Below are 21599 nucleotides of genomic sequence, written 5' to 3' on the forward strand. Positions count from 1 at the left end.
TGTGCGTCCGTCAGCCAAAACTCGTCCATCCGATCCTCCTTCGTCACAAAGGAATCACGGACACTCCTGACAAGCCAAATTTATGGGTCCGGAGCCTAAGACAATTGTGTAGGGCGGGATCAGGCTCGGGAAGAAGTCCGACCGACGCAGATCGCGGCAGCACTCCAACGATGGACGTTCCAAAGGCTCCAGTTCGTTGAATTTCGGTCATTACGGAGGGCACACCCCAACGCCGATGATGGGCCGGGGGCGGAGCGTCCGCTTCAGGGCAAGGGGTCAGGGCCCGCTCCCCACCCACCAAGGGCGCCACGCTCCCGGGTTGACAGCGAGGTCTGCCGGCGCTTCTGTCATGTCGGCTCGTGCAGCCGGCCGCTCGCGCCGCAAGGCATGGTGAATGTACGTTTCCCCCGATTCGGTCTGACCCCCTGGGCGGTCCCCTCGGCAAAGCGAGCCCCGATACGAGCGACTGCCCGGTTCGAGGATCGGACGCATGCATATCCCACATGACCCGAAGGCGATGGCCAAGAGCCTTCGTCAGGCGCTCGCCGAGCGCCGTGTCGAGATTTCCCACGGCGACAGTCTGGAATGTGTCGCGCGTCAGTTCGGCTGGCGCGACTGGAATACCCTGGCGGCCCAGCTCGACCGGCCCGTCCTGCGCCTCCCCGAAGATTGGACCGTCGCCGGCACCCGCAGCGACGATTACGAGATGGGTCTCGATCCGGCGGAAGGCTGCGCGCTCATCCGCTACCGGGTCGCCCTGGCCGACCCGTCCCTCGGTCCGGCATCGACGGGCTTCGGGGCGCTCATGCAGAACTTCCGCGCCGATGGCTTCCGCGACAAGCGCCTCGAACTCAGCGCGCACCTGAGAGCACGGGACGTCACGGGCGCCGGATCGCTGTGGATGCGGATCGATGGTGACAAGGGGCGCATGTTGGCCTTCGACAACATGGATGGGCGCACGTGCGAGGGGCCGCTCGTCGGCACCGTCGGGTGGCAGGAACGGTCCATCGTCATGGACGTGCCCCCGGAGGCCCAGTCGATCCATTTCGGGTTTTTCCTGCGCGGCGGAGGCAGTCTGTGGGCCCGGCGGTTGCGCTTTGCCGAAGTGGGGGCGTCCGTGGCGGTGACGGATCACGCCGTCCCCCGGCGGGCGGCCCCGACGAATCTCGATTTCGCAGCCGGCGCGTCGTCTCGGGGCCAGTCCGGGCGACGGTCGCCCGGACTGGCCCCGTGCTCGCAAACCACCCGGACCAAGATGCGCAGCCGCCGCAGACGGAGCGATCCGAGCGCGCAGTCAGGGTCGACACGTTTGGCCGAACCAGAAGGGGCGGCCCCGAAGGAGCCGCCTCTGTTTCACATCGAGAGAACCCGCCTCAGCGCGCCTTGAGGGTCAGCTTCTTGGCGATCTCGAACATCTCCTCCGGGGCGTAGTCCGGGGTGAAGGCCGAGGGGACACCCGTGAGCTGGTGGATCTTGCCGCCGTCCGGCATGCCCTCGACGACGGAGAGCTCGCCGGGCGGATCGCCCGGAAGGGCGACTTCGCCGTTGCCCCAGATGCCCGCCATCTCCTTGTAGTCGCTCGGGCTGAAGGTGTAGAGCCGGCGGTGCGAACCCTCCTGCAGGTACTTCTGACACTCGGGGATCTTGTCGAGATTGATGTTCGGGGTTGGCAGGAACTTGTCGAGCTCGACGCCGGTGATCTTCTTGAGCGCCAGGGCGTAGGCGTGGGCGTGGACCGAGCCGCGCACCAGAAGATAACCGCAGACTTCGCGGCCCGTCGGGTCGGTCAGGGTTTCGTAGACCCGAAGCTTATGCAGGCGCGCGCCGCATTCGAGGTGGAAGTTGTGCAGCAGATCGACCACCACGTTGCCCGTGGTGGTGATGAAATCGTTGTTCCACGAGGCACCGTTGGAATTGACCGGGGTCACGCCGCCGCCGTTGGACAGGAACGCGGCCGCGAGGCGAATGTCCTTCATGTCCTCGAACGGGGCGCCCGAGATGTCGCCGCCGTTCGTCTCGTCGCCGTCGTTGTCCGGGCCGTTGTTGAGCATGGCGACGCCGTTGCTCACGAGCTCGACATGGCCGAGTTCCTCGGCCGTGATGGCTGCAACCAGACTATAGAACGGACGCAACTTGGACTTGCTGCGGAAGTTGAAGCTCTGGAACATGTAATTGCCCAGTGTCGACATCTCCCCGTACTTGCCGCCGAGCAGTTCCTGTAGGGCCGCGGCGGCGTTCGGATCTTTCTTTTTCGGGGCGGGAAGCTCGGCTTGAAGCTGATCGACACGCATAAACATAAGTTATTCTCCGGTTCCGGGGCTGATCGGCGTCTCGGTGGAACCGGAGCGAAGCGGGCATGTTCCGCCGTTGCGCCATGATCACGCAGGCGCGACCGAGCCGGAACCGACGGGCCGCACGCGCCACGGCCCCGGCCGGCGCCGTGGTGGCGCGCTCGCAACTGTCTCTGAATACATGATTAACCCGCGTTGAGCCGGCTCCGGGCGTCTGCTAGCAACGATTCCAAGGTTCCGGCGGAGATCGGGGCCACCTTGGGAGGACGTTGCCCGTGAACACCGTGACCACCTGGAATCAGGTCTACGACCCGTTCGGGAGCCCCTGGCTCTCGACGCTCGCCGCCTCGCTGCCGGTCATCGCGCTGCTGGGCATGATCGCCAGCGGCAAGGTCAAGGCCCACATCGCCGCCGTCCTCTCCCTGGTGCTGGCCTTCTGCGTCGCCGTGTTCCTGTTCGGCATGCCCGCCGATCTCGCCGCCCGCGCCTCCGGCTACGGCATCGCGCTCGGCCTGTTCCCCATCGGCTGGATCATCCTCAACGTCATCTTCCTCTACCGCCTGACGGTGGAGAAGGGGTGGTTCGCCACCCTTCAGCAATCGGTGGCGGGCATCACCACCGACCGGCGCCTGCAGCTGCTCCTCGTCGCCTTCGCCTTCGGGGCGTTCTTCGAGGGCGCCGGCGGCTTCGGCACCCCCGTGGCGGTGACCGGCGCCATCCTCATCGGGCTGGGCTTCTCGCCGCTGGCGGCTTCCGGCCTCTCGCTCATCGCCAACACAGCGCCCGTGGCCTACGGGGCGCTGGGCGCCCCCATCGCCGGCCTCGCCTCCGTGACGGGCTACGACCCCTACATCCTCGGCGCGATGATCGGCCGGCAGCTGCCGTTCTTCTCCGTGCTGGTGCCGTTCTGGCTCATCTGCGTGTTCGCGGGCTTCCGCGGCATGCTCCAGATCTGGCCCGCCATCCTCGTCTGCGGCGGCTCGTTCGCGCTCGCCCAGTTCGGCATCTCGAACTACGTCAACCCGTGGATCGTCGATATCGGCGCGGCGCTGGTCTCCATGGGCGCCCTGGTGCTGTTCCTGCGCTTCTGGCGCCCGGCCGTGATCTGGACCTCGCCGGCCCTGCGTGGCAACGACCCGTCCATCGGCTACGTCACCGCCGTCGACGGCCCCAAGGCCGCCGCCGCCACCCGCACCGCCACCTCCTCCGAGATCCTGCTGGCGTGGGTGCCGTGGATCATCCTCTCGGTGATCGTGGCGATCTGGGGCACCAAGTTCTTCAAGGATATCGTCGATCCGATCTTCATCTGGAACTATCCGGTGCCGGGCCTGCACAACGTCATCATGAAGGTGCCGCCGGTGGTGGCCACCGCCCATCCGGAGGCCGCCGTCTTCAAGTTCGCCTACATGTCCTACACCGGCACCGGCGTGCTGTTCGCGGCCATCCTCTCCGGCCTGCTCATGCGGTTCTCGCCGTGGCGCCTCGTGACCGCCTACATCGAGACCATCTGGGTTCTGCGCTACTCGCTCATCACCATCTCGGCGATGCTGGCGCTCGGCGTGCTGACCCGCTACGCGGGCGTCGATGCCACCCTCGGCCTCGCCTTCGCCGGCACCGGCATCCTCTACCCGTTCTTCGGCACCCTGCTCGGCTGGCTCGGCGTCGCGCTCACGGGCTCCGACACGGCCTCGAACGTGCTCTTCGGCGGCCTGCAGAAGATCACCTCGGAGCAGCTCGGCCTGTCGGGCATCCTCATGGCCTCGGCGAACTCGTCCGGCGGCGTCATGGGCAAGATGATCGACGCCCAGTCCATCGTCGTCGCCTCCACGGCCACGGGGTATTTCGGCCAGGAGAGCAAGATCCTGCGCTTCGTGTTCTGGCACTCCATCGTGCTCGCCTGCCTCGTCGGCGTGCTGGTGATGCTCCAGGCCTACGTCTACCCGTTCAACGCCATGGTGATTCACCCCTGAGGGTGAACGCCCGACGAACGCGACGCAGCCCGCCCCGGTCCGCCGGGGCGGGTTTTTTCGTGCGGGGTGTCCGGCCGGGGCCCCGGACAGTGTGGCCGGATCGTCCGGCGCCATCGCTGTCGCGGGGGCGGGGAGGCAGCTATCGCCGGGGTTCCTCGCCAGAAAAGGGACCCCGATGCGACGGACGACGCGGGGATGGGGCAGCGGCCTCCTCGGAATCCTCATCTTCAGCGCCTCCCTGCCGGCGACGCGGGTCGCCGTCGGGGGCTTTTCGCCCCTGTTCCTCACCGCGGCACGGGCGGTGATCGCCGCGCTCCTCGGCGCGGGGCTGCTCCTGGCGCTCGGCCATACCCGGCCGGCCCGGCGCGACCTCGGATCCCTGGCCCTCGTGGCCGTCGGGGTGGTGGCCGGCTTTCCGCTGCTCACGGCCCTGGCGCTCCAGCACGTCACGTCCGCCCATTCCGTGGTGTTCGTCGGCCTGCTCCCGCTGGCCACCGCCGGGTTCGGAATCCTGCGCGGCGGCGAGCGGCCGCGTCCGGCCTTCTGGGCGTTCTCCGTCACCGGGGCGGCGGTGGTGGCGGGCTTCGCCCTGGCCCAGGGCGGCGGCGGCTCGTCGGTCGGCGACCTCCTGATGCTCGCCGCCATCCTGCTCTGCGGCCTCGGCTACGCCGAGGGCGCGGTCCTTTCGCGGCGCCTCGGCGGCTGGCAGGTGATCTCGTGGGCCCTCGTCCTGTCCCTGCCGGCGATGGCGGCCCTGGCCCTCGCGACCTTGCCGGCGACCTGGCGCGGGATCGGCTGGCCGGCCTGGGCCGGCCTCGCCTACGTCTCGGTGTTCAGCATGCTCGTCGGCTTCGTGTTCTGGTATCGTGGGCTCGCGCTCGGCGGGATCGCGGGCGTCGGGCAGCTGCAGCTCCTGCAGCCGTTCTTCGGCCTGGCGCTGGCCGGGCTCCTCCTGCACGAGCCCGTCGCCTGGTCCATGCTGGCGGCGGCCGGCCTCGTCGTCCTGTGCGTGGCGGGAGCCAAACGGTTCGCGTGAAGACCCGATGATGGGCTAGGATGGCGGCGCCATGTTCAAGCTCGCCACGCGCTACTCCCTCGCCAAGCTCTCCCCCGTGGAGACCGCCCGCCTGCGCCTCGCGCCCCTGGGGCCCGGGGACGCCGAGGCCGTGCGGGCGCTCACGGACGATCCGGCCATCACCGGCGCCATCGACTTCCTGCCCAGCCCCTTCACCCTGCAGGCGGCGCGCGGGCTCATCGGCCCCGCCAAGGTGAGGACCGATTGCTTCCTGGGCGCCCGCACGCATGCGGGGGCCCTCGTCGCCATCGTCGGCCTGCACCTGCGCGGCGACCACGCCGTCGAGCTCGGCTACTGGGTCGGGGGCGGGGCACGGGGCCAGGGCTACGGCGCCGAGGCCGTGACCGCGGCCATCGGCCTGCTGCGCCAGCGCTTCCCCCACCGCTTCCTCGTCGCCGAGTGCCGCCCGGACAACGCCGCCTCCCGCGGCCTTCTCCTCAAGGTCGGGTTCCGCGACACCGGGGACGAGGGCCACCGGCCGGGGCGGACGATCTTCGCGTACGAGCCGAAAGCGGATTGAATCGAGGACGATCGAGGCATGCGTCGCGCGCCCTCGATGCGACGCGATCAACCGGATTTGGTCTCCGCCGCGTCCTTCCCTAGAAGACTGCTCCAGTGGATGCCCAGGGCCCGCAGAGCGGCCTCCGGCTCCCGGTCGAAGATGGTGAGGAGCGAGCGTGCGGCCGGGTCGGGCACCTTCCGGCCTTGTTCCCAGTTCCGGTAGGTCGTGACCGGAACACCGAGGGCATCGGCGAAGGATTGCTGCGTGACGCCGAGATTCTTCCTGATCTCGGCCGGCGCGCGCGAGAACATACCCTGTGGGGGCTGCGTCCGGGTCACCTCCGTCCTCGCGGGTATGGCGGCGGATGTCGGCCTCGGTCGTGGCTTCGATCTTTTCGCGGTTCGCCTGAGGACGGTTCAGTCGAAGTTGATCGAGGCTGATGCGTGCCATCGTTGGCGCTCCCTGCGATTTGCGCAACGGGCCGAAATGATCCACCGCACAGAGCCGCGATCCGTAAAGGTAACGTGGGAGAGATCGCCCTCGATCTCTCCCAGGGCGTTCTGGCGAACCTCGCCGTAATCCAGCCGGTCGTCGGACTTCAGGAGCGTGCGCCCGAGGAAGATCAGGGCGGCGAAGTCGAAGCCGAATCCGCGCTCCCCAAGATTTCGGTTCGACTTCTCATCGTGCCACGCGAAGTCCATGGGTCAACCTACGCCCAGGGCTCACGGAATGTAACGATTCATACGCCCTGGGCGCAGTGATGGTCCGGGCGTGTCCGGCGCGATGGAGTCGGGGCAGGCGCCCGCTACTCCGCCGCGATCCGCGCCGCATCCGCCCCGATCCAGGCGGCGAGATCCGCCCGGCCGCGATCGGTGAGGGCCTTCTTCTTGGCCACCGCCTTCTCGGGTCCCTTGAGGCGCTTGCCGGCCTCGCCCTTGGGGGCGTGGTCCAGGGGCGGGAACAGGCCGAAATTCACGTTCATCGGCTGGAACGAGCGCGGGGCGCCCGCATCCTCGGCGGCGATGTGCCCGCCGGTGATGTGGCCGATGAGGGCGCCCAGGGCCGTGGTCGGCGGCAGCGGCGCCAGCGCCTGGCCCCGCGCCTCCGCCAGGGCGAAGCGTCCCGCCATGAGGCCGATGGCGGCGCTCTCGACGTAGCCTTCGCAGCCGGTGATCTGGCCGGCGAAGCGGAGCGAGGGCCGCGCCTTCAGCCGCAGGGTCGCGTCGAGGAGGCGGGGGCTGTCGAGGTAGGTGTTGCGATGCAGGCCGCCGAGGCGCGCGAACTCGGCGTTCTCGAGGCCCGGGATCGTGCGGAACACCCGCACCTGCTCGGAATAGGTGAGCTTCGTCTGGAATCCGACCATGTTGTAGAGGGTGCCCAGCGCGTTGTCCTGGCGCAGTTGGACGATGGCGCAGGCCTTCACCGTCGGGTCGTGCGGGTTGGTGAGCCCCACGGGCTTCATCGGGCCGTGGCGCAGGGTCTCGGGGCCGCGCTCGGCCATGACCTCGATGGGCAGGCAGCCGTCGAAGTAGGGCGTCGAGGCCTCCCACTCCTTGAACCCGATCTTGTCGCCGTCGACGAGGGCCTGAATGAAGGCGTCGTACTGCTCGCGGTCCATGGGGCAGTTGATGTAGTCGGCCCCCGTGCCGCCGGGACCGACCTTGTCGTAGCGCGACTGGAACCACGCCTTGTCCATGTCGATGGAATCGCGATGGACGATGGGCGCGATGGCGTCGAAGAACGCGAGCGACTCCGCACCCGTCAGGTCGCGGATGGCTTGCGCCAGGGACGGCGCGGTCAGGGGTCCGGTGGCGACGATGGTCCGGCCCCACTCCTCTGGCGGCAGGCCTTCGACCTCCTCGCGCACGATGGTCACCATCGGATGGGCTTCGAGGGCGGCGGTGACGGCGGCGGCGAAGCCGTTGCGGTCGACGGCGAGCGCCCCGCCGGCCGGCACCTGATGCGCGTCGGCGGCCTTGAGGATGAGGGAGCCGAGGGTGCGCATCTCCTGGTGCAGCAGGCCGACCGCGTTGCCGTTGGCGTCGTCGGAGCGGAACGAGTTCGAGCAGACGAGCTCGGCCAGATCCTGGCCGTGATGCGCCTCGGTGCCGCGCACGGGGCGCATCTCGTGCAGCACCACCGGGTGGCCGGCTTGCGCGATCTGCCAGGCGGCTTCCGAGCCCGCGAGCCCGCCGCCGACGATGTGGATTGGCAAAGGGTCTGCTCTGTCCGTCATCGTGTCGGGATAGACCCGCCGGGCGCCCGGATCAATGCAGGGGCGGGGAGACGAGGAAGCGGTCGCGGTTGGCCGACGTCACCGCGAGCTTGATGGTCTGGCCGTCGCGCCGGATGGTGAGGGGCACGCGCACCCCGGCCTCGCCGAGCGCCCAGACCTGCCGGAAGAAGCCCGCCAGATCCGCCACCGGCTCGCCCGCCACGGCGGCGACCACGTCGCCGGCCCGCAGATCGGCGGCCTCCGCCGGGCCGTCGTCGGCGAGCCCCATCACCACCACGGCATCGTCGCCGTCGCTGGCGTAGAGGCCGAGCCAGGGCCGGGGCGCCCGGTCGGCCCGGCCGCGGGTGACGAGGTCGTCGAGGATCGGCGTCAGGAGGTCGATGGGCACGATCATGTTGATGGTCTTCGGCCCCTCCGGGGTGCCCTGCTGGAGCTGGAGCGAACCGATCCCCAGCAACTCGCCGGCCGCCCCGATGAGGGCGGCGCCGCCCCAATGCGGGTGGGCGGGGGCGGTGAACAGGGCCTCGTCGAGGACGTATTCCCAGTAGCCGGCGAATTCCTGACGGGCGACGATCTCCACGGCGACGCTGCGCTGGCGGCCGCCGACCCCGGCGACGATGGCGCGGTCGCCGACCTTCACGCCGGCGGAGCGGCCGAGCGGCAGGGCCGGCAGGCCGAGGGTGCCGAGGGCCTGGACGAGGCCGAAGCCCGTCACCGCGTCGTAGCCGACCACATGGCCGGGGATCGAGCGTCCGTCCTGGGTGGTGAGCCACACGGTGTCGGCCTCCATGACGAGGTAGCCGATGGTGACCACGAGGCCGTCGTCGCCGATGACGACGCCGTTGCCGGCCCGCTCGGTGCCCAGCGTCTCGGCGGTGAAGGCCTCGTCGGGCACGCGGGTCGAGAGGGCGACGATGGCGGTCAGCGCCTGCGCGAGGTCGAAGGCATAATCGGCGGCCTTGGGCTGCACGGATGCGGGGATTTTCCAGTCTCCGGGCGAAGCCATGGGGGCGTCTTTCCTACCGTCTTCATGCGAGAGACCGTGAGATAGGTCGCCGGCCAAACTTTCAAAAGGTTCGGGCGGCGTCTTCCCGCAGCGACCGCCGCCCGGACTTGGGCGAAGGCTGCCCTCAGACCAGCAGTTTGTCGAGGGTGATGGGGAAGTCGCGCACCCGCACGCCGGTGGCGTGCCACACGGCGTTGGCGATGGCGCCCGCCGTGCCGGTGATACCGATCTCGCCGACCCCCTTGATGCCGAGCGGGTTCACGTGCGGATCGTGCTCCTCCACCAGGATCGCCTCGATGGACGGCACGTCGGCGTTCACCGGCACGTGGTACTCGGCGAGATTCGGGTTCATCACCCGGCCCGACCGGGTGTCGACCACCGCGTGTTCGTGCAGCGCCAGGGACACGCCCCAGATCATGCCGCCGTAATACTGGCTGCGCACGAGGCGCGGGTTGACGATGCGCCCGGCCGCGAACGCGCCCACCAGCCGCGTCACCCGGATCTGCCCGAGATCGGGGTCCACCGTCACCTCGGCGTAGACCGCCCCGTGCGCGTGCATGGCGTAGGTTTTTCGCGATGCCGGGTCGCCCGCCCCCGTGCCCTTCGCCTCCACCGAATCGCGGCCCGCTCGCGAAAGAATCTCCGTGAAGCCCTCGGCGCGGGTGGGGTCGTCGCGGCGGACGAGGCGCCCATTCTCCGCCACCGTGCCGGCATTGCCGGCGCCGTAGAGGGGCGAGGCCCGGTCGTTGACGGCGAGGTCCGCGAGCTGCGCCAGGGCCGCTTGCGTCGCCGCGTGCACGGCGCTGCCGGAGGTGGCGGTGCCGGTGGAGCCCCCGGCGAGCCCGCCGTTCGGAAGGTCGGAATCGCCGATGCGGAGTTCCACCCGGTCGCCGTCGAGGCCGAGCCCGTCGGCGGCGATCTGGGCCAGCACCGTCCAGGCGCCCTGGCCCATGTCCTGGGCGGCGGTCTCGATGAGCGCCGTGCCGTCGGCCCGGATGGTCGCGCGGGCCTCGCCCTGCATCATCCCGGCCGGATAGGTGGCGGTGCCCATGCCCCATCCGACGAGGAGGCCCTGGTCGTCGCGCATCTGGCGCGGCTGTTTCGGCCGCCTGCTCCAGCCGAAGCGCTCGGCGCCTTGGGTGTAGCATTCGCGCAGGGCCTTGGAGGAGAACGGCCGGTGGGTGATGGGCTCGACCTCGGCGTAGTTCCTCAGCCGCAGGTCGAGCGGGTCCATGTCGAGCCGGAGGGCGAGTTCGTCGAGGGCCGATTCCACCGCGACGCTGCCGGGGGCCTCGCCGGGGGCGCGCATGAAGATCGGCGTGCCGATATCGGCCCGCGAGACCGCGTGCGTCGTGGAAATCGCCTCGGAGGCGTAGAGGTGGCGGGCGATGAGGCCGCAGGCCTCCACGAAATCGTCGTGGCGGCTCGTCAGCGTCAGCGTGTGGTGATCCAGCGCCGTGAGGGCGCCGTCGGCCCGAGCGCCGAGCTTGAGGGTCTGGCGGGTCGACGCGCGATGGCCGACGGGGCCGAACATCTGCTCGCGCCGGGTCACCAGCTTCACCGGGCGTCCGACGAGCTTCGCCGCCATGATCCCAAGAATCTGCGGGGACGAGATGAAGCCCTTCGAGCCGAAGCCGCCGCCGAGATAGTGGCTGACGATGTGGATGTTGCCTTCCGGAATCCCGAACAGGCCGGCGAGGCGGCCCTTGGCGATCCACAGGGCCTGGGTCGGCGTGTGGAGGGTGAGGCGGTCGCCGTCCCACTGCGCCACGCTGGTGTGGGGTTCCAGCGCGTTGTGATACTGCGCCGCCGTCTCGTAGGTGGCCTCCATCCGGGTCTCGGCGGCGGCGAACCCGGCCGCCAGGTCGCCCGCGCCCTCCTCGGTCGGCGAGCCGGCACCGACGGTTCCGGGCGTGAAGATCTCTTCGCCGCCGAGTTCCACGCTCGCAGCTTGCGCCTCGTAGCGGGGATTGAGCAGGGCCGCGCCCTCGGTGGCCGCCTCCAGGGTCTCGGCGATCACCACCCCGATGGGCTGGTTGGCGTAGCGGACGCCCGAATTCTGCAGGAGGTCGAGGCGGAACGCGAAGGGATTGTCCTTGTCGTCCGGGGATTTGGCGAGTTTGGGCGCGTTCTCCGGCGTCATCACGGCGACGACGCCCGGATGCGCCTGCGCCGCCGTGACATCGAGGTGAGTCACCCGGCCGCGGGCGATGGCGCTCACGGCCAGGACGGCGTGGAGCATTCCCTTCGGGTGGAAGTCGGCGCTGTAGCGGGCCGCGCCCGTGACCTTGGCGGGGCCGTCGCGCCGGGTCAGGGGCTGGCCGATGGAGGCGCCGTGGCGCATGCGCTCGCTCATGGTCGGGCTCCTAAAGGACTGGCCGGCAGGGCCGGGATGCGCGCTGGGGTGCCGGCCTGCGCCAGGGTGAGCGCCCGCACGACGATGCGGCGGGCTAGCTCGATCTTGGCGGCATTGTCGCCGGACGGCCGCGCCCCGGCGAGCGCCGCCGCGGCGGCGCTCGCGAACAGTTCGGGGCTCGGAACCTGCCCGGCGAGCAGGGCTTCCGCCTCCCGCGCCCGCCAGGGCTTGAGGGCGACGCTGCCGAGGGCGAGGCGGGCCTGCCCGATGCGGCCCCCGTCGAAGGTGAGACCGACGGCCGCCGAGACCAGCGCGAAGGCGTAGGAGGTGCGCTCGCGGACCTTGAGGTAGCGCGAATGGGCCGCGAAATCTTTTGCGTCGGGGGGCAGCCGGACAGCCACGATCAATTCGCCCGGCGCCAGCTCGGTCTCGCGCTCCGGCGCGTCGCCGGGCAGGCGGTGGAAGTCCGCGAGCAGGATGTCCCTGCGTCCGGCCGGGCCCTCGACCTCCACCACCGCGTCGAGGGCGGCCAGCGGCACGCAGAAATCCGACGGGTGGGTGGCGATGCAGTGCTGGCTCCAGCCCAAGATCGCATGGGTGCGCGTCGCCCCGCCAATGGCCTCGCAGCCGGCGCCGGGCGCGCGTTTGTTGCAGGCGCTCGCCGTATCGTAAAAGTACTGGCAGCGGGTGCGCTGCAGGACGTTGCCGGCGGTGGTGGCGGCGTTGCGCAACTGCGCCGAGGCGCCCGACAGCAGGGCCTCGGCCACGGCCGGATACGCCCGGGCGAAGGCCGGATCGTGGGCCAGCGTCGCGTTGCGCACCAGGGCGCCGATGCGGACGCCGCCGTCCGGCAGGGTCTCGAGCGCATCGAGGCCCGACACCCGCGAGATGTCAATGAGGCGTTCGGGCCGGGTGACGCCGCCCTTCATCAGGTCGAGGAGGTTGGTGCCCGACGCCAGATACGCGGCCCCCGCCCCGTGGGCCGCCACGGCCTCGGCGACGCTGCCGGCGCGGACATAGTCGAACCGGTTCATGCCGCGTCCTCGATCAGGTGGCCGCCGGGCAGGACGTCCGGCGCGTTCATGGCCGCCTGCGCGGCGAGCACGGCTTCGGTGATCCCCGCATAGGCGCCGCAGCGGCACAGGTTGCCGCTCATGCCCTCGCGCACCCGCTCGGGATCGTCGCCGGCCTGGCCCTCCCGGATGAGGCCGACCGCGCTCATGATCTGGCCCGGCGTGCAGAAGCCGCACTGGTAGCCGTCGTGATCGACGAAGGCGGCCTGGACCGGGTGCAGCACGTCGCCGTCGGCCAGCCCCTCGATGGTGGTGATGGCCGCGCCGTCGTGGCTCACGGCCAGCGCCAGGCAGGCGTTGATCCGCACCCCGTCGAGCAGGATGGTGCAGGCGCCGCACTGGCCCCGGTCGCAGCCCTTCTTCGAGCCGGTGAGGTCGAGGCGCTCGCGTAAGGCGTCGAGGAGGGTGACCCGCGCATCCTCGAGGACGAGGCTGCGGGATTCGCCGTTCACGATCAGCGTGATGGGAAAGCTCATGCTCGGGCGGCTCCGCGCGGCTTGTCTGGAACCCGTCCAGATAGGGCCGGGCCGGAGTGCGACCAGCGGGGGGACGGATCGGGCGCGGGGGCGCCCGAGACGTTCCGATGGCGTACTCTGGCCCCGGCGCGGCCTTTCTACTTCGCCGGCGCAGGCTTGCGCTTCAGGATCGCCTGCATCTGGGCGATCTCGGCATCCTGGGCCTTGACGATGCTCTCGGCCAGCGCCCGCACCTCGGGGTCCTTGGAGTATTGCAGGGCGACCTTGGCCATGGCGATGGCGCCCTGGTGGTGCGGGATCATGCCGGCGGCGAAATCGCGGTCGACGTCGCCCGAATAGGCGATGTCCATGTCGCCGTGCATCTGCGTCCCGGCTTCGCGGAAGGCGCGGGTGGAGGGGGCTTCGGCGCCCGGCGCCGGTACCGGATGGACATGGTGGGGCGTGCCGTGGCCCGCATGGTCGTCGGGCCCGGGGGCGGCCTGGGCCGGGCCCGAAATCAGGGCCAGGCCGAGGAGGAGGGCGCCGGCGCGGGCGGTCCTGTTCGAGGGGGAAGTCTTGTTAGAGGGGGAAGGCGTGTTCGTGTTGGAAGGCGGGTTCGTCTTGCGCGTCATGGCGGTGCAGCTCTCTTCGGAACGCGGATGGGTGCCGGAACGGGGCGAGGCGCCGAGGAGTAGGATCGGGGCGCGTCCGTTGTCGAGGCGTCTCGCGCCCAGCCGGCGGCCCGCCGCGCACGGTCCTCGACCTCCATCCTTGGCCTCCATCCGTGGCGTTGTCCCGCCCGGGCTGGCCGTCGCCCCGCGACAGAAGCGATTTTCTCGCTTAGGCTGACGCCGCGGCGCGAATTCCGGTTCGTCGCCGTAAGAGCATGATAAAACAGGGACTTCGGGCCGGACTTCGGTCCAGGGAACGAGGCCGAAGCCGGGCGATGGGTCTGAGAGCGCGTCACATGTTGCGAACCATCCGGGTCATCGGCATCGGGACCGGCAACCCCGAGCACGTCACCGTCCAGGCGGTGCGCGCCCTCAACACGGTCGACGTGGTGTTCGTCCTCGACAAGGGCAGCGAGAAGGCCGACCTCGTCGCCGTGCGCCGCGAGATCTGCCAGCGCTACATCACCGAGCGGCCCTATCGCTTCGTCGAGGCGCAGGACCCGGAGCGCGACCGCAACCCGGCCGATTACGGGGCGACGGTGGAGGCCTGGCACGCCGCCCGGGCCGCCCTCTACGAGGCGATGATCGAGGGCGAATTGCGGCCCGACGAGTGCGGCGCCTTCCTCGTCTGGGGCGACCCCTCCCTGTACGACAGCACTCTGCGGATCATCGAGCGCATCGTGGCGCGCGGCCGCGTGCCATTCGTCTACGACGTGATTCCGGGGATCAGCAGCGTCCAGGCCCTGGCGGCGAGCCACCGCATCGCCCTCAACCGCATCGGCGCGCCGATCCACATCACCACGGGCCGGCAGATCGCCGAGGGGTTGCCCCCGGGTGCCGACACCACGGTGGTGATGCTCGACGGGCATCCGCGCTTCGACCACCTCGACCCGGAGCTCACGATCTACTGGGGCGCCTACCTCGGCACCGCCGACGAGATCGTGCTGTCCGGCCGCCTCGGCGACACCGCCGACGCCATCGGCCGGACCCGGACCGAGGCCCGCGCCCGCCACGGCTGGATCATGGACACCTACCTGCTGCGCGCGCCCGGCGAGGCGTGAGCCGCCCAACCCCTTGCCCCTGCGACATATTCGGCCGGCCCTGAGGATGCGATCCTGCGTGCGACGTTCGCGGCGGGAGATCGATCCGCCCGCGTCGGCACGGGCAGGCGAGACCGTCTCCGGAGGCCCGCGCGCCGCCCGGCGCGGCGATTTCCGGCGCCGGTGGGGGATTTGCCGGAGCCTCGCCAGGGGTGATCATCCCCCTGACGCGTCGTTGCGACGCGTTCGGGAGGCCTCGGTCGGATGGCAACGCGTACGGGAACGGCACGGTGGGGCGGACGCCTCGGACGCCTCGGACGCATCCTCGGGGCCGGCACCGCCTGCCTGACCGGGGCCGGGTGCCTGACCTTCGCAACCCTCGCCTGCCTCGACCGGCCGGGCATGAACAATCCGGGCATGAACACCAGTGTGAGCACCGGTCTGGGTCCGGTCATGAGCGCGGCCTATGCGGCTGTGTCGCTCCGCCTGGAAGAGCGCTTCGGCACCCAGACGCCCGCCGCGCCCGCCCGGGTCGTCCTCGGGCCCCACGGCCGCGACATTCGCCTGTCCGGCGAGCTGGGGGAGGGGACGGCGGAGCGCCTGCGTGCCCTCCTCGACGCCAATCCCCGGGCCGAGCGCCTGCACCTCACCAGCGAGGGCGGTCTCGTGGAGGAGGGCCAGGCCCTCGGCGACCTCGTCGCGGCGCGGGGGCTCGCCACCTACGTGCCCGATTACTGCGTCTCGGCCTGCACCCTCGCCTTCGTGCGCGGGCCCCGGCGCTTCCTCGTGGAGGGCGGCCGCCTCGGGTTCCACGCCCCCTACGAGGCCGGCCTGTTCGGGCAGGCCATCCAGGTGGACGGGACGTTCGAGCGCGCGGCCTACCTCGCCGCCGGCCTCGACCCCGCCTTCGTGACCGAGGCCCTGGCCACCGCCTCCGCCGACCTCTGGGTTCCGGAGGCAGGCCGGCTTCTCGCCGCCCGCGTCGTCACCGAGATCGTCGACACGGGGCGGTTTCCCGACTCGACCCTCGACGACGATGCGAGCCCCGCCGGTGCCCGGGCGGCGGTCCTGCGCACCCTGCCGCTCCTCGCCGCGGCCCCGGGCGCCGTGGACGGGCTCGCCGCCTGGTACGCCGACGCCTACCGCGACGGCCGCCCGGAGGCCGAGTCCGTCGCGGGCCTGCGCCGGCGCGCGGCCCTCGGGGTCGCCCGCGGCCTCGCCCGCGCCGACGATCCGACGGTGCTGGCCGCGGGCCGCGTGCTCCTGCGGGCCATGCTGGCCGCCCGCACGGAGGACCGGGACGCCTGCGCGCGGATCGGCGCGGGGGCCGACCTCGTCGAGGCCGGGGAGGTGTTGGCCGATGCGACGGAGGTGCCGGCCCTGGTGGCCCGCACCGGGCTCGCCCCGTGGATCGAGCCAGTGTCCGACGCCGCGGCCGCCGCGCCGCGCGGCTGCACCGCCGAGATCCACGCCTATGCCCGGGCCCTCGGCAAGCCCCCGGCCGAGGCGGCCCCGGCCCTGCGCGCCCTCGCGGCGCGGGTGGCCCGCCCCGTGCGCGCGGCGTCCGCCCTGCCGTGACCGCGCGGGGGGGGCGGGTTCCGCCGATCCCCTCAGAGGAAGCGGCGCGGATCGAACGGCGCGAGGGGGATCTCGGGCTCGGCCCGGCTCGCGAGCTGGGCGACGAGGCGGCCGGTCCGGGCCGAGCCGACGAGGCCCACATGGCCATGCCCGAAGGCGTAGATCACGTCGGCGGTGGTCCGCGCCGTTCCGATGCAGGGGCGCCCGTCCGGCATGCTCGGCCGGTGGCCGAGCCAGACCCGCAGGCCCTCGGCCGACACGGATCCGGCGAGATCCGGGAACATCGAGACGAGGTGATCGCGCAGGATGTCGGCGCGCTTCCAGTTGGGCAGCGCCGCGAGCCCCGCGAACTCGACCTGCCCGGCGGCGCGCAGCCCGCCGTTCATGTGGTTGACGATCATCTTGGCGTCGGAGGCCATCACCGGCGTGCGCGGACCCACCGCCGCGTCGGGCAGCATCACGTGGTAGCCGCGCTCGCTCTCCAGGGGCAGCGGGTCGCCGAGCGCGGCGGTGAGCGCCCTCGAACGCGCGCCGGCCGCCACCACGGCGCAGTCGCACGCGATCTCGCCCTGCTCGGTCACCACGGCGGCGAGCCGGCCCGCCGCATGGCGGAACCCCGTCGCCCGGGTGGTGACCGGGGTCGCGCCCCGCGCGCGGGCCAGATCCGCCAGGGCGGCGACGTAGCCGCCGGGATCGCGGCAATGCCCCGCCTCCTCGACCACGACGCCGAAGGTGTAGCGCGGATGGAGATGGGGCTCGCGCTGCCGCACCTCCTCGGCCGAGAGTTCGAGCCATGCGACGCCGACCTTCCGGCGGATGGCCCAGGACCGGGCCTCGGCCGCGAAGGCCGCCCGGTCGGGATAGACGTGCAGCACGCCGCGGCGCTCGATGAGGTGCGACACCCCGGCCTCGGCCGCCAGACCCGCGTGGAGCTTCGGCGCATCCACCAGCAGCGTCCGCATCGCCCGCGCCGTCCGCTCGATCAGGGCCGGATTCCGGGCCGCCAGCAGGTAGCGGATCAGCCAGGGCATGACCTTGGGCAGGTAGGTCCAGCGGATCGAGAGCGGGCCGAGGGGATCGAGGAGGAACGAGGGGACCCGCCGCCACATCCCCGGCTCGGCCGGCGGGATCACGGAATGCGAGGAGAGCCAGCCGGCGTTGCCGTAGCTCGTGGCGTGCTCGCCGCCCGGCTGGCCCGGATCGACCACGGTGACGCGGTGCCCCGCCCGCAGACATTCGAGGGCACTCACCGTGCCCACCGCGCCCGACCCGATGACGACGACGTGGCGACCTGACCCTGCGGACATCCGCTGCCTTCCCAAATGCACTGGCGCGTCGTCGCCCGGCCCGTGGCCGTGGGCACGATCGCGTTCGGAAAGGCCGGTGTAGATCATCTTCCGGGGCGAGGGGGGGCGGATTCTCGCCGTCGGCCCGCCGTTGCGGCGAGGCGGGGGCCGGGTTCGCCGCGGGCCGCGATCCCGCCGGATCGATCCGAAGGGGTCGCCGACTCCCACGGAAGGCCACGGCGCGGCAGGAGCCGCGGCCCGGCAGGGGGTCAGTGTCGGCGCTCGCCGGCCGCGTCCCGGAGGTGGCGGGCGAGTTCGCGGCCGATCTCCCGCATCAGGCCGTCGAGGAGCCGGGCGAGGGCAGGGCGGTGCAGGTGCCCGACGAGGCCGTGCAGGGCGATGGCGTGCTCGGCCATGCGGTTCACCGCGTGCTGGGCCGGCCGGTCGAGCCCTTCCTCGTGGGTGAGGTCGAGGGCGATGCCGCGCCCGTGCCGGGGCTGCCCGGCGTCGTCGCACTCGATCCGTCCGCGCAAGGACAGGGTGCGCCCGCTCCGCGCCGTGCGGAAGGCCACGTCGAACGGCGCGGCGCCCACGATGGCGGCGTGGACGACGTTCTCCACCCGGGCACGGTCCTCGTCGTGAATTCCGCCGAGGAGGCTCTCCAGCGGCATGCCGGGCGCCGCAGGTTCCTGCTTGGGATCGAGTTCCTGCCCGGGCTCGAGTTCCTGTCCGGGCTCGAGTTCCTGCCCGGGATCCAGGATTTCGGCGAGGTCGCCCGAGAGCACGAGGCGATCCGTCCAGATGTCGTAGGTCCACAGGCCGACGACGCCGGAGGCCGCCAGGGCCGCCTGCACCTCGTCGCCGTTCGCCGCCGCGTGCATGAGCCGGGACATGGATCTCCTGGAGGGGGCACCGCGAAGGGGCACCGCCGGAGCGCGGGGTCCGGAGCCGGTCGCGGGGCAGGCGGTGGAATTTACCTGAGGTTGATCGTGCGCGCGGCGCGACACGCCCTGGTCGACCCAGGCTACCCGTGAAACCAACTCAGGAGAAGGGGGCGGTTGCGCTTTTATGGCCAATCAGCAACCTCAGATTGGATTTTGGGAGTGGCGGCGGGGGCGGAGGACGGGCCGCGGTTTAACGAAGGATTAACCATGATCGGGGAGATGGATCAGGTCATCCTTGCGTCACAGGACGAACCGGCCCGCGCGGCAGGTCCTGGGTGGCCGGGACACGTCGAGAGCCGCGAAGGGGCGCCAGGATGAAGGCCATCACGTTCGTCACGCAGAAGGGGGGCAGCGGCAAGAGCACCCTGTGCATCTCGCTCGCCGTCGCCGCGCAGGAGCGCGGCCTGTCCGTGTGCATCCTCGAGATGGACCGGCAGGCGACGATCTCCGACTGGCTCGACCATCGCACCGCCGACGGTCCCGAGGTCGCACAGATCGACGCGACCCAGATCGACGGGGTCATGGCCAAGCTGCGCGAATCCTCCTACGATTACGTCTTCATCGACACCCCGGGCGTCGATTCCACCGGGACCCTCTCGGCGATCCGCGCGGCGGATCTCTGCATCATCCCGTGCCGGCCGACGCCGGCGGACCTGCGGGCGTTCAAGCCGACCCTGGCCGCCGTCTATCGCCTCGAGAAGAAGTTCGCCTTCGTCCTCAACCAGACCCCGCCGCGCTCCTACCGCATCCGCGACGCCGCCGACGGCCTCGCGGTGCTCGGCATCCTGCCCGACGTGAACATCGTCGCCCGCACGGACCACCAGGACGCCATCGGGGTCGGCCAGGGCGTCACCGAGTTCAATCCGAAGGGCCAAGCCGCGGGCGAGATCCGCAAGCTCTGGACCTGGATCGAGAAGCGGATGCAGGTCTCCAAGCATGTCAAAGCCGCCTAAGCCGAGCCTCGCCGCCATCGTTGCGGCCTCGGCCACGACGGGGCGCCCCCCGCACGCCACCGCCGAGATCGTCCAGCTCGACGTCGGCCCCCCCCGCCCCCGGCCCGCCGCCACCCTGAAGCAGCGGGCGCGGCAGATGTCGGTCTACCTCGAGCCGCCGGTCTACGATCAGCTGCGCGACATCGCCCATGCCGAGCGGGCCAAGATGCACGGCCTGATGCTGGAGGCCCTCGACCTGCTGTTCCGCCAGCGCGGCGCCCGCTCCATCCAGCAGCTGACGGAGACCGACCCGCGCTGAGGCGGGTCGGCGCGGACCCGTGTCGCTTCCGCGCGGCAGGGTTCGGTGTCTGCCCTGGACAGCCGAGTCTCCGCGCTCGGGATGATTCCTCGTTTCGATTCAGGTGGTTGCGCTGGGATTTCGATCCAACCTCTCAGCGCAACGCCCGAACCCCGGCCTTCGCGCGAGCAAGGCGGCTCACAAATTCATTGTACTGATCGTCACGTTTTTCATATTCTTTGGATAGTGCAAAGGGTTAGCGCCGATCCTGAAGGTAGTGCGTGACCCTGCGCCAGGCCGGCTGACCCGCCCGCACGGCAATCCCGTCGATCCCATTCAGCCTTCGTTTACGGCAAAGCGACAAACCTGTGGCCCTCGGGATGGCGTGCGTTCGCGCCGCTCCGGGCCCCGGTGGACCTCGTCGTCTCGGTCGCGGGTGTGTGTTGCGTAACGAGGCGGCGGGGCGGATTCTTGGGATGACGCGTTCGACGAAGGCCGGCCTCGTATCCGCTGTGCCGGGCCGCCCCCTGTGGCAGCTCCTCGGTGTCTGCGCCGTGGCGCTCACCACCGCCAACTGCGCCCAGAATCCGCAGCAGAAATTCGCCGGGCCCTCGGGCTCCACCCTCGATCCGAAATACGGGGTCAAGGCGAGCCCGCGCCTCTACAAAGAGGGCGACGTGATCCCGAAGGGCGGCGGACGCCGCTTCTCCGGCAAGCCCTACGTGGTGGCCGGCCGCACCTACGTGCCGCGCGAGGACGCCAAGGGTTACGTCCGCGAGGGGCAGGCCTCGTGGTACGGCGCCGCCTTCCACGGTCGCCTGACCGCCAACGGCGAGGTGTTCGACCGCAATTCCATCGCCGCCGCGCACCCGACCCTGCCCCTGCCGAGCTACGCCCGCGTCACCAACCTCGCCAACCGCCGCTCGATGATCGTGCGGGTGAACGATCGCGGGCCCTACCACGCCGACCGCATCATGGACGTGTCGGAGGAGGTGGCCCAGGCGCTGGAATTCCACCGCGGCGGCACCTCCCGCGTCCGCGTCGAGTATGTCGGCAAGGCCTCCACCGCCGGCAGCGACGACCGCAAGCTGCTGGCGACCCTGCGCACGGACGGCGTGCCCGCCGCGATCCGCGGGGCCTCGCCGGTGATGGTGGCCGACCTCGGCCCCGACGAACCCCTGGCCCGGGGCCGCTCCGCCCTGGCGTTCAAGCCCGCCGCCGACGAGGCACCGCGCGAGACCGCGCCGGAGGCCGCTTCCGAGACCGTTCAGGAGACGCCGCGCGAGGCGCCCCGTCCGGCACGGGTCCAGCCGATCCTCCTGGCGAGCGCGGCCGGCCTCGCCGTGCCGGCCGCCGTCCAGCCGACCGCCGTGCGGGAGACCACCTTCCGGCATGTGCCCACCGCCCCCGTGCGCCTCGCGCCGGCGCCCCTGGCCCTGACCCCGCCGCCCGTGCGGCTGGCGGCGCGCGGGATCGAGGACGGTCACCGGACCGGGGGCCGGATGCAGGCCGCCGCCCAGCCCCTCACCCGCACCGCCGCCGCCTGGCCTGCGCCGTCCGTTCAGCCGAAGGCCGTGGCCAGAGGGACGGGCAGGGACGTCGCCCCGGTGCACGCCGTCGCTGCGGGCAAGACCACCGCTGCGGACAAGACCGTCGTTGCCTCGAAGGGCGGCGTGGGTAAGACCGTCGACTCAGCCAAGGCGGGCGGACCCGTGAAGGCCGTGGCGGTCGCGAAGGCAACGCTGCCGCCCGCGAAGGTGCCGGCCAAGGCCACGCCTGTCCTCGTGGGCAAGGCCACGCTGGCACCCGTGGGCAAGGCCGCCCCGGCCAGGACCGCCGTCGTGGCCGGCAAGCCCGCGCGCGCGCGGGTGGCCGAGGCGCGCTGA

At 71.3% G+C, this 21599-nt stretch carries 20 protein-coding genes; 9 read left to right on the forward strand and 11 right to left on the reverse strand.

Going from position 1 to position 21599, the window contains the following annotated elements; all coding sequences use genetic code 11:
• The first annotated feature begins 490 nt into the window (after window positions 1-490).
• Window positions 491-1387: a glyoxalase superfamily protein gene (locus ASF52_RS05345; protein WP_156629971.1), complete on the forward strand. Its 897-nt coding sequence runs from the start codon at window positions 491-493 to the stop codon at window positions 1385-1387.
• Here ASF52_RS05345 and ASF52_RS05350 read toward each other — a convergent pair.
• Window positions 1374-2297 carry a manganese catalase family protein gene (locus tag ASF52_RS05350; protein WP_056168855.1) on the reverse strand — a complete coding sequence of 308 codons (924 nt, stop codon included), beginning with the start codon at window positions 2295-2297 and terminating at the stop codon, window positions 1374-1376. The genes ASF52_RS05345 and ASF52_RS05350 overlap by 14 nt on opposite strands.
• 278 nt (window positions 2298-2575) lie before the next feature.
• On the opposite strand from ASF52_RS05350, the gene ASF52_RS05355 reads away from it, so the two are divergent.
• The 3 genes from ASF52_RS05355 to ASF52_RS05365 all read left to right on the forward strand — a co-directional run bounded on the left by ASF52_RS05355 (window position 2576) and on the right by ASF52_RS05365 (window position 5856).
• The gene (locus ASF52_RS05355; protein WP_056169028.1) at window positions 2576-4261 is read left to right on the forward strand and encodes an L-lactate permease; all 1686 of its coding nucleotides are present in this window, start codon (window positions 2576-2578) and stop codon (window positions 4259-4261) included.
• A 175-nt stretch (window positions 4262-4436) separates the two neighbouring features.
• Window positions 4437-5297 (forward strand): DMT family transporter, encoded by an 861-nt coding sequence (locus ASF52_RS05360; protein ID WP_056168859.1) that lies wholly within the window; start codon window positions 4437-4439, stop codon window positions 5295-5297.
• A gap of 31 nt (window positions 5298-5328) precedes the next feature.
• Window positions 5329-5856: a GNAT family N-acetyltransferase gene (locus ASF52_RS05365; protein ID WP_056168862.1), complete on the forward strand. Its 528-nt coding sequence runs from the start codon at window positions 5329-5331 to the stop codon at window positions 5854-5856.
• A gap of 47 nt (window positions 5857-5903) precedes the next feature.
• Here ASF52_RS05365 and ASF52_RS05370 read toward each other — a convergent pair whose 3' ends face one another.
• The 8 genes from ASF52_RS05370 to copM all read right to left on the reverse strand — a co-directional run bounded on the left by ASF52_RS05370 (window position 5904) and on the right by copM (window position 13596).
• A complete protein-coding gene (locus tag ASF52_RS05370) occupies window positions 5904-6176 on the reverse strand; it encodes a helix-turn-helix domain-containing protein (RefSeq protein WP_244473702.1) in 273 nt (90 codons plus the stop codon).
• Between the two features lie 78 nt (window positions 6177-6254).
• Window positions 6255-6539, reverse strand: a complete 285-nt coding sequence (locus ASF52_RS05375) for a BrnT family toxin (RefSeq protein WP_056168865.1) — start codon at window positions 6537-6539, stop codon at window positions 6255-6257.
• 104 nt (window positions 6540-6643) lie between these two features.
• Complete coding sequence (gene trmFO / locus ASF52_RS05380; protein WP_056168868.1) at window positions 6644-8074, reverse strand: methylenetetrahydrofolate--tRNA-(uracil(54)-C(5))-methyltransferase (FADH(2)-oxidizing) TrmFO; 1431 nt, start codon at window positions 8072-8074, stop codon at window positions 6644-6646.
• Window positions 8075-8105: 31 nt separating this feature from the next.
• The gene (locus ASF52_RS05385) at window positions 8106-9080 is read right to left on the reverse strand and encodes a S1C family serine protease (protein ID WP_056168873.1); all 975 of its coding nucleotides are present in this window, start codon (window positions 9078-9080) and stop codon (window positions 8106-8108) included.
• 124 nt (window positions 9081-9204) lie between these two features.
• Window positions 9205-11436 carry a xanthine dehydrogenase family protein molybdopterin-binding subunit gene (locus ASF52_RS05390; RefSeq protein WP_056168876.1) on the reverse strand — a complete coding sequence of 744 codons (2232 nt, stop codon included), beginning with the start codon at window positions 11434-11436 and terminating at the stop codon, window positions 9205-9207.
• On the reverse strand, window positions 11433-12470 hold the full coding sequence (locus tag ASF52_RS05395; protein WP_056168879.1) for an FAD binding domain-containing protein: 1038 nt from the start codon (window positions 12468-12470) through the stop codon (window positions 11433-11435). The genes ASF52_RS05390 and ASF52_RS05395 overlap by 4 nt, the downstream gene beginning before the upstream one ends.
• On the reverse strand, window positions 12467-12985 hold the full coding sequence (locus tag ASF52_RS05400; RefSeq protein WP_056168881.1) for a (2Fe-2S)-binding protein: 519 nt from the start codon (window positions 12983-12985) through the stop codon (window positions 12467-12469). Before ASF52_RS05400 ends, ASF52_RS05395 begins: the two co-directional genes overlap by 4 nt.
• Before the next feature lie 137 nt (window positions 12986-13122).
• Complete coding sequence (copM, locus tag ASF52_RS05405) at window positions 13123-13596, reverse strand: CopM family metallochaperone (RefSeq protein ID WP_056169030.1); 474 nt, start codon at window positions 13594-13596, stop codon at window positions 13123-13125.
• Window positions 13597-13934: 338 nt separating this feature from the next.
• Between copM and cobF the strand changes: the two genes are divergently transcribed.
• Both cobF and ASF52_RS05415 read left to right on the forward strand, forming a co-directional pair.
• Window positions 13935-14696, forward strand: coding sequence for a precorrin-6A synthase (deacetylating) (gene cobF / locus ASF52_RS05410; RefSeq protein WP_056169032.1), 762 nt, complete (start codon window positions 13935-13937; stop codon window positions 14694-14696).
• A gap of 243 nt (window positions 14697-14939) precedes the next feature.
• Entirely contained in the window at window positions 14940-16253 is a 1314-nt protein-coding gene (locus tag ASF52_RS05415) for a hypothetical protein (protein ID WP_056168883.1), read from the forward strand.
• 32 nt (window positions 16254-16285) lie between these two features.
• Here ASF52_RS05415 and ASF52_RS05420 read toward each other — a convergent pair whose 3' ends face one another.
• Window positions 16286-17560, reverse strand: a complete 1275-nt coding sequence (locus ASF52_RS05420) for an NAD(P)/FAD-dependent oxidoreductase (protein ID WP_056169036.1) — start codon at window positions 17558-17560, stop codon at window positions 16286-16288.
• 248 nt (window positions 17561-17808) lie between these two features.
• Window positions 17809-18432, reverse strand: a complete 624-nt coding sequence (locus ASF52_RS05425; protein ID WP_056168888.1) for a hypothetical protein — start codon at window positions 18430-18432, stop codon at window positions 17809-17811.
• 365 nt (window positions 18433-18797) lie between these two features.
• Here ASF52_RS05425 and ASF52_RS05430 point away from each other — a divergent pair, with 365 nt between their 5' ends.
• The 3 genes from ASF52_RS05430 to ASF52_RS05440 all read left to right on the forward strand — a co-directional run bounded on the left by ASF52_RS05430 (window position 18798) and on the right by ASF52_RS05440 (window position 21599).
• Window positions 18798-19436 (forward strand): ParA family protein, encoded by a 639-nt coding sequence (locus ASF52_RS05430; protein WP_056168893.1) that lies wholly within the window; start codon window positions 18798-18800, stop codon window positions 19434-19436.
• A complete protein-coding gene (locus tag ASF52_RS05435) occupies window positions 19420-19734 on the forward strand; it encodes a ribbon-helix-helix domain-containing protein (protein WP_056168895.1) in 315 nt (104 codons plus the stop codon). The genes ASF52_RS05430 and ASF52_RS05435 overlap by 17 nt, the downstream gene beginning before the upstream one ends.
• Before the next feature lie 455 nt (window positions 19735-20189).
• Complete coding sequence (locus tag ASF52_RS05440) at window positions 20190-21599, forward strand: septal ring lytic transglycosylase RlpA family protein (RefSeq protein ID WP_056168898.1); 1410 nt, start codon at window positions 20190-20192, stop codon at window positions 21597-21599.

Source organism: Methylobacterium sp. Leaf112 (genome assembly GCF_001423295.1).
GTDB lineage: Bacteria > Pseudomonadota > Alphaproteobacteria > Rhizobiales > Beijerinckiaceae > Methylobacterium.

Excerpts from the sequence above, each read along its gene's own strand:
- ASF52_RS05345 (WP_156629971.1), top strand. The coding sequence starts at position 491 with ATGCATATCCCACATGACCCGAAGGCGATGGCCAAGAGCCTTCGTCAG.
- ASF52_RS05350 (WP_056168855.1), bottom strand. The coding sequence starts at position 2,297 with ATGTTTATGCGTGTCGATCAGCTTCAAGCCGAGCTTCCCGCCCCGAAA.
- ASF52_RS05360 (WP_056168859.1), top strand. The coding sequence starts at position 4,437 with ATGCGACGGACGACGCGGGGATGGGGCAGCGGCCTCCTCGGAATCCTC.
- ASF52_RS05365 (WP_056168862.1), top strand. The coding sequence starts at position 5,329 with ATGTTCAAGCTCGCCACGCGCTACTCCCTCGCCAAGCTCTCCCCCGTG.
- ASF52_RS05375 (WP_056168865.1), bottom strand. The coding sequence starts at position 6,539 with ATGGACTTCGCGTGGCACGATGAGAAGTCGAACCGAAATCTTGGGGAG.
- trmFO (WP_056168868.1), bottom strand. The coding sequence starts at position 8,074 with ATGACGGACAGAGCAGACCCTTTGCCAATCCACATCGTCGGCGGCGGG.
- ASF52_RS05385 (WP_056168873.1), bottom strand. The coding sequence starts at position 9,080 with ATGGCTTCGCCCGGAGACTGGAAAATCCCCGCATCCGTGCAGCCCAAG.
- ASF52_RS05390 (WP_056168876.1), bottom strand. The coding sequence starts at position 11,436 with ATGAGCGAGCGCATGCGCCACGGCGCCTCCATCGGCCAGCCCCTGACC.
- ASF52_RS05395 (WP_056168879.1), bottom strand. The coding sequence starts at position 12,470 with ATGAACCGGTTCGACTATGTCCGCGCCGGCAGCGTCGCCGAGGCCGTG.
- ASF52_RS05400 (WP_056168881.1), bottom strand. The coding sequence starts at position 12,985 with ATGAGCTTTCCCATCACGCTGATCGTGAACGGCGAATCCCGCAGCCTC.
- copM (WP_056169030.1), bottom strand. The coding sequence starts at position 13,596 with ATGACGCGCAAGACGAACCCGCCTTCCAACACGAACACGCCTTCCCCC.
- ASF52_RS05415 (WP_056168883.1), top strand. The coding sequence starts at position 14,940 with ATGGCAACGCGTACGGGAACGGCACGGTGGGGCGGACGCCTCGGACGC.
- ASF52_RS05420 (WP_056169036.1), bottom strand. The coding sequence starts at position 17,560 with ATGTCCGCAGGGTCAGGTCGCCACGTCGTCGTCATCGGGTCGGGCGCG.
- ASF52_RS05425 (WP_056168888.1), bottom strand. The coding sequence starts at position 18,432 with ATGTCCCGGCTCATGCACGCGGCGGCGAACGGCGACGAGGTGCAGGCG.
- ASF52_RS05430 (WP_056168893.1), top strand. The coding sequence starts at position 18,798 with ATGAAGGCCATCACGTTCGTCACGCAGAAGGGGGGCAGCGGCAAGAGC.
- ASF52_RS05435 (WP_056168895.1), top strand. The coding sequence starts at position 19,420 with ATGTCAAAGCCGCCTAAGCCGAGCCTCGCCGCCATCGTTGCGGCCTCG.
- ASF52_RS05440 (WP_056168898.1), top strand. The coding sequence starts at position 20,190 with ATGACGCGTTCGACGAAGGCCGGCCTCGTATCCGCTGTGCCGGGCCGC.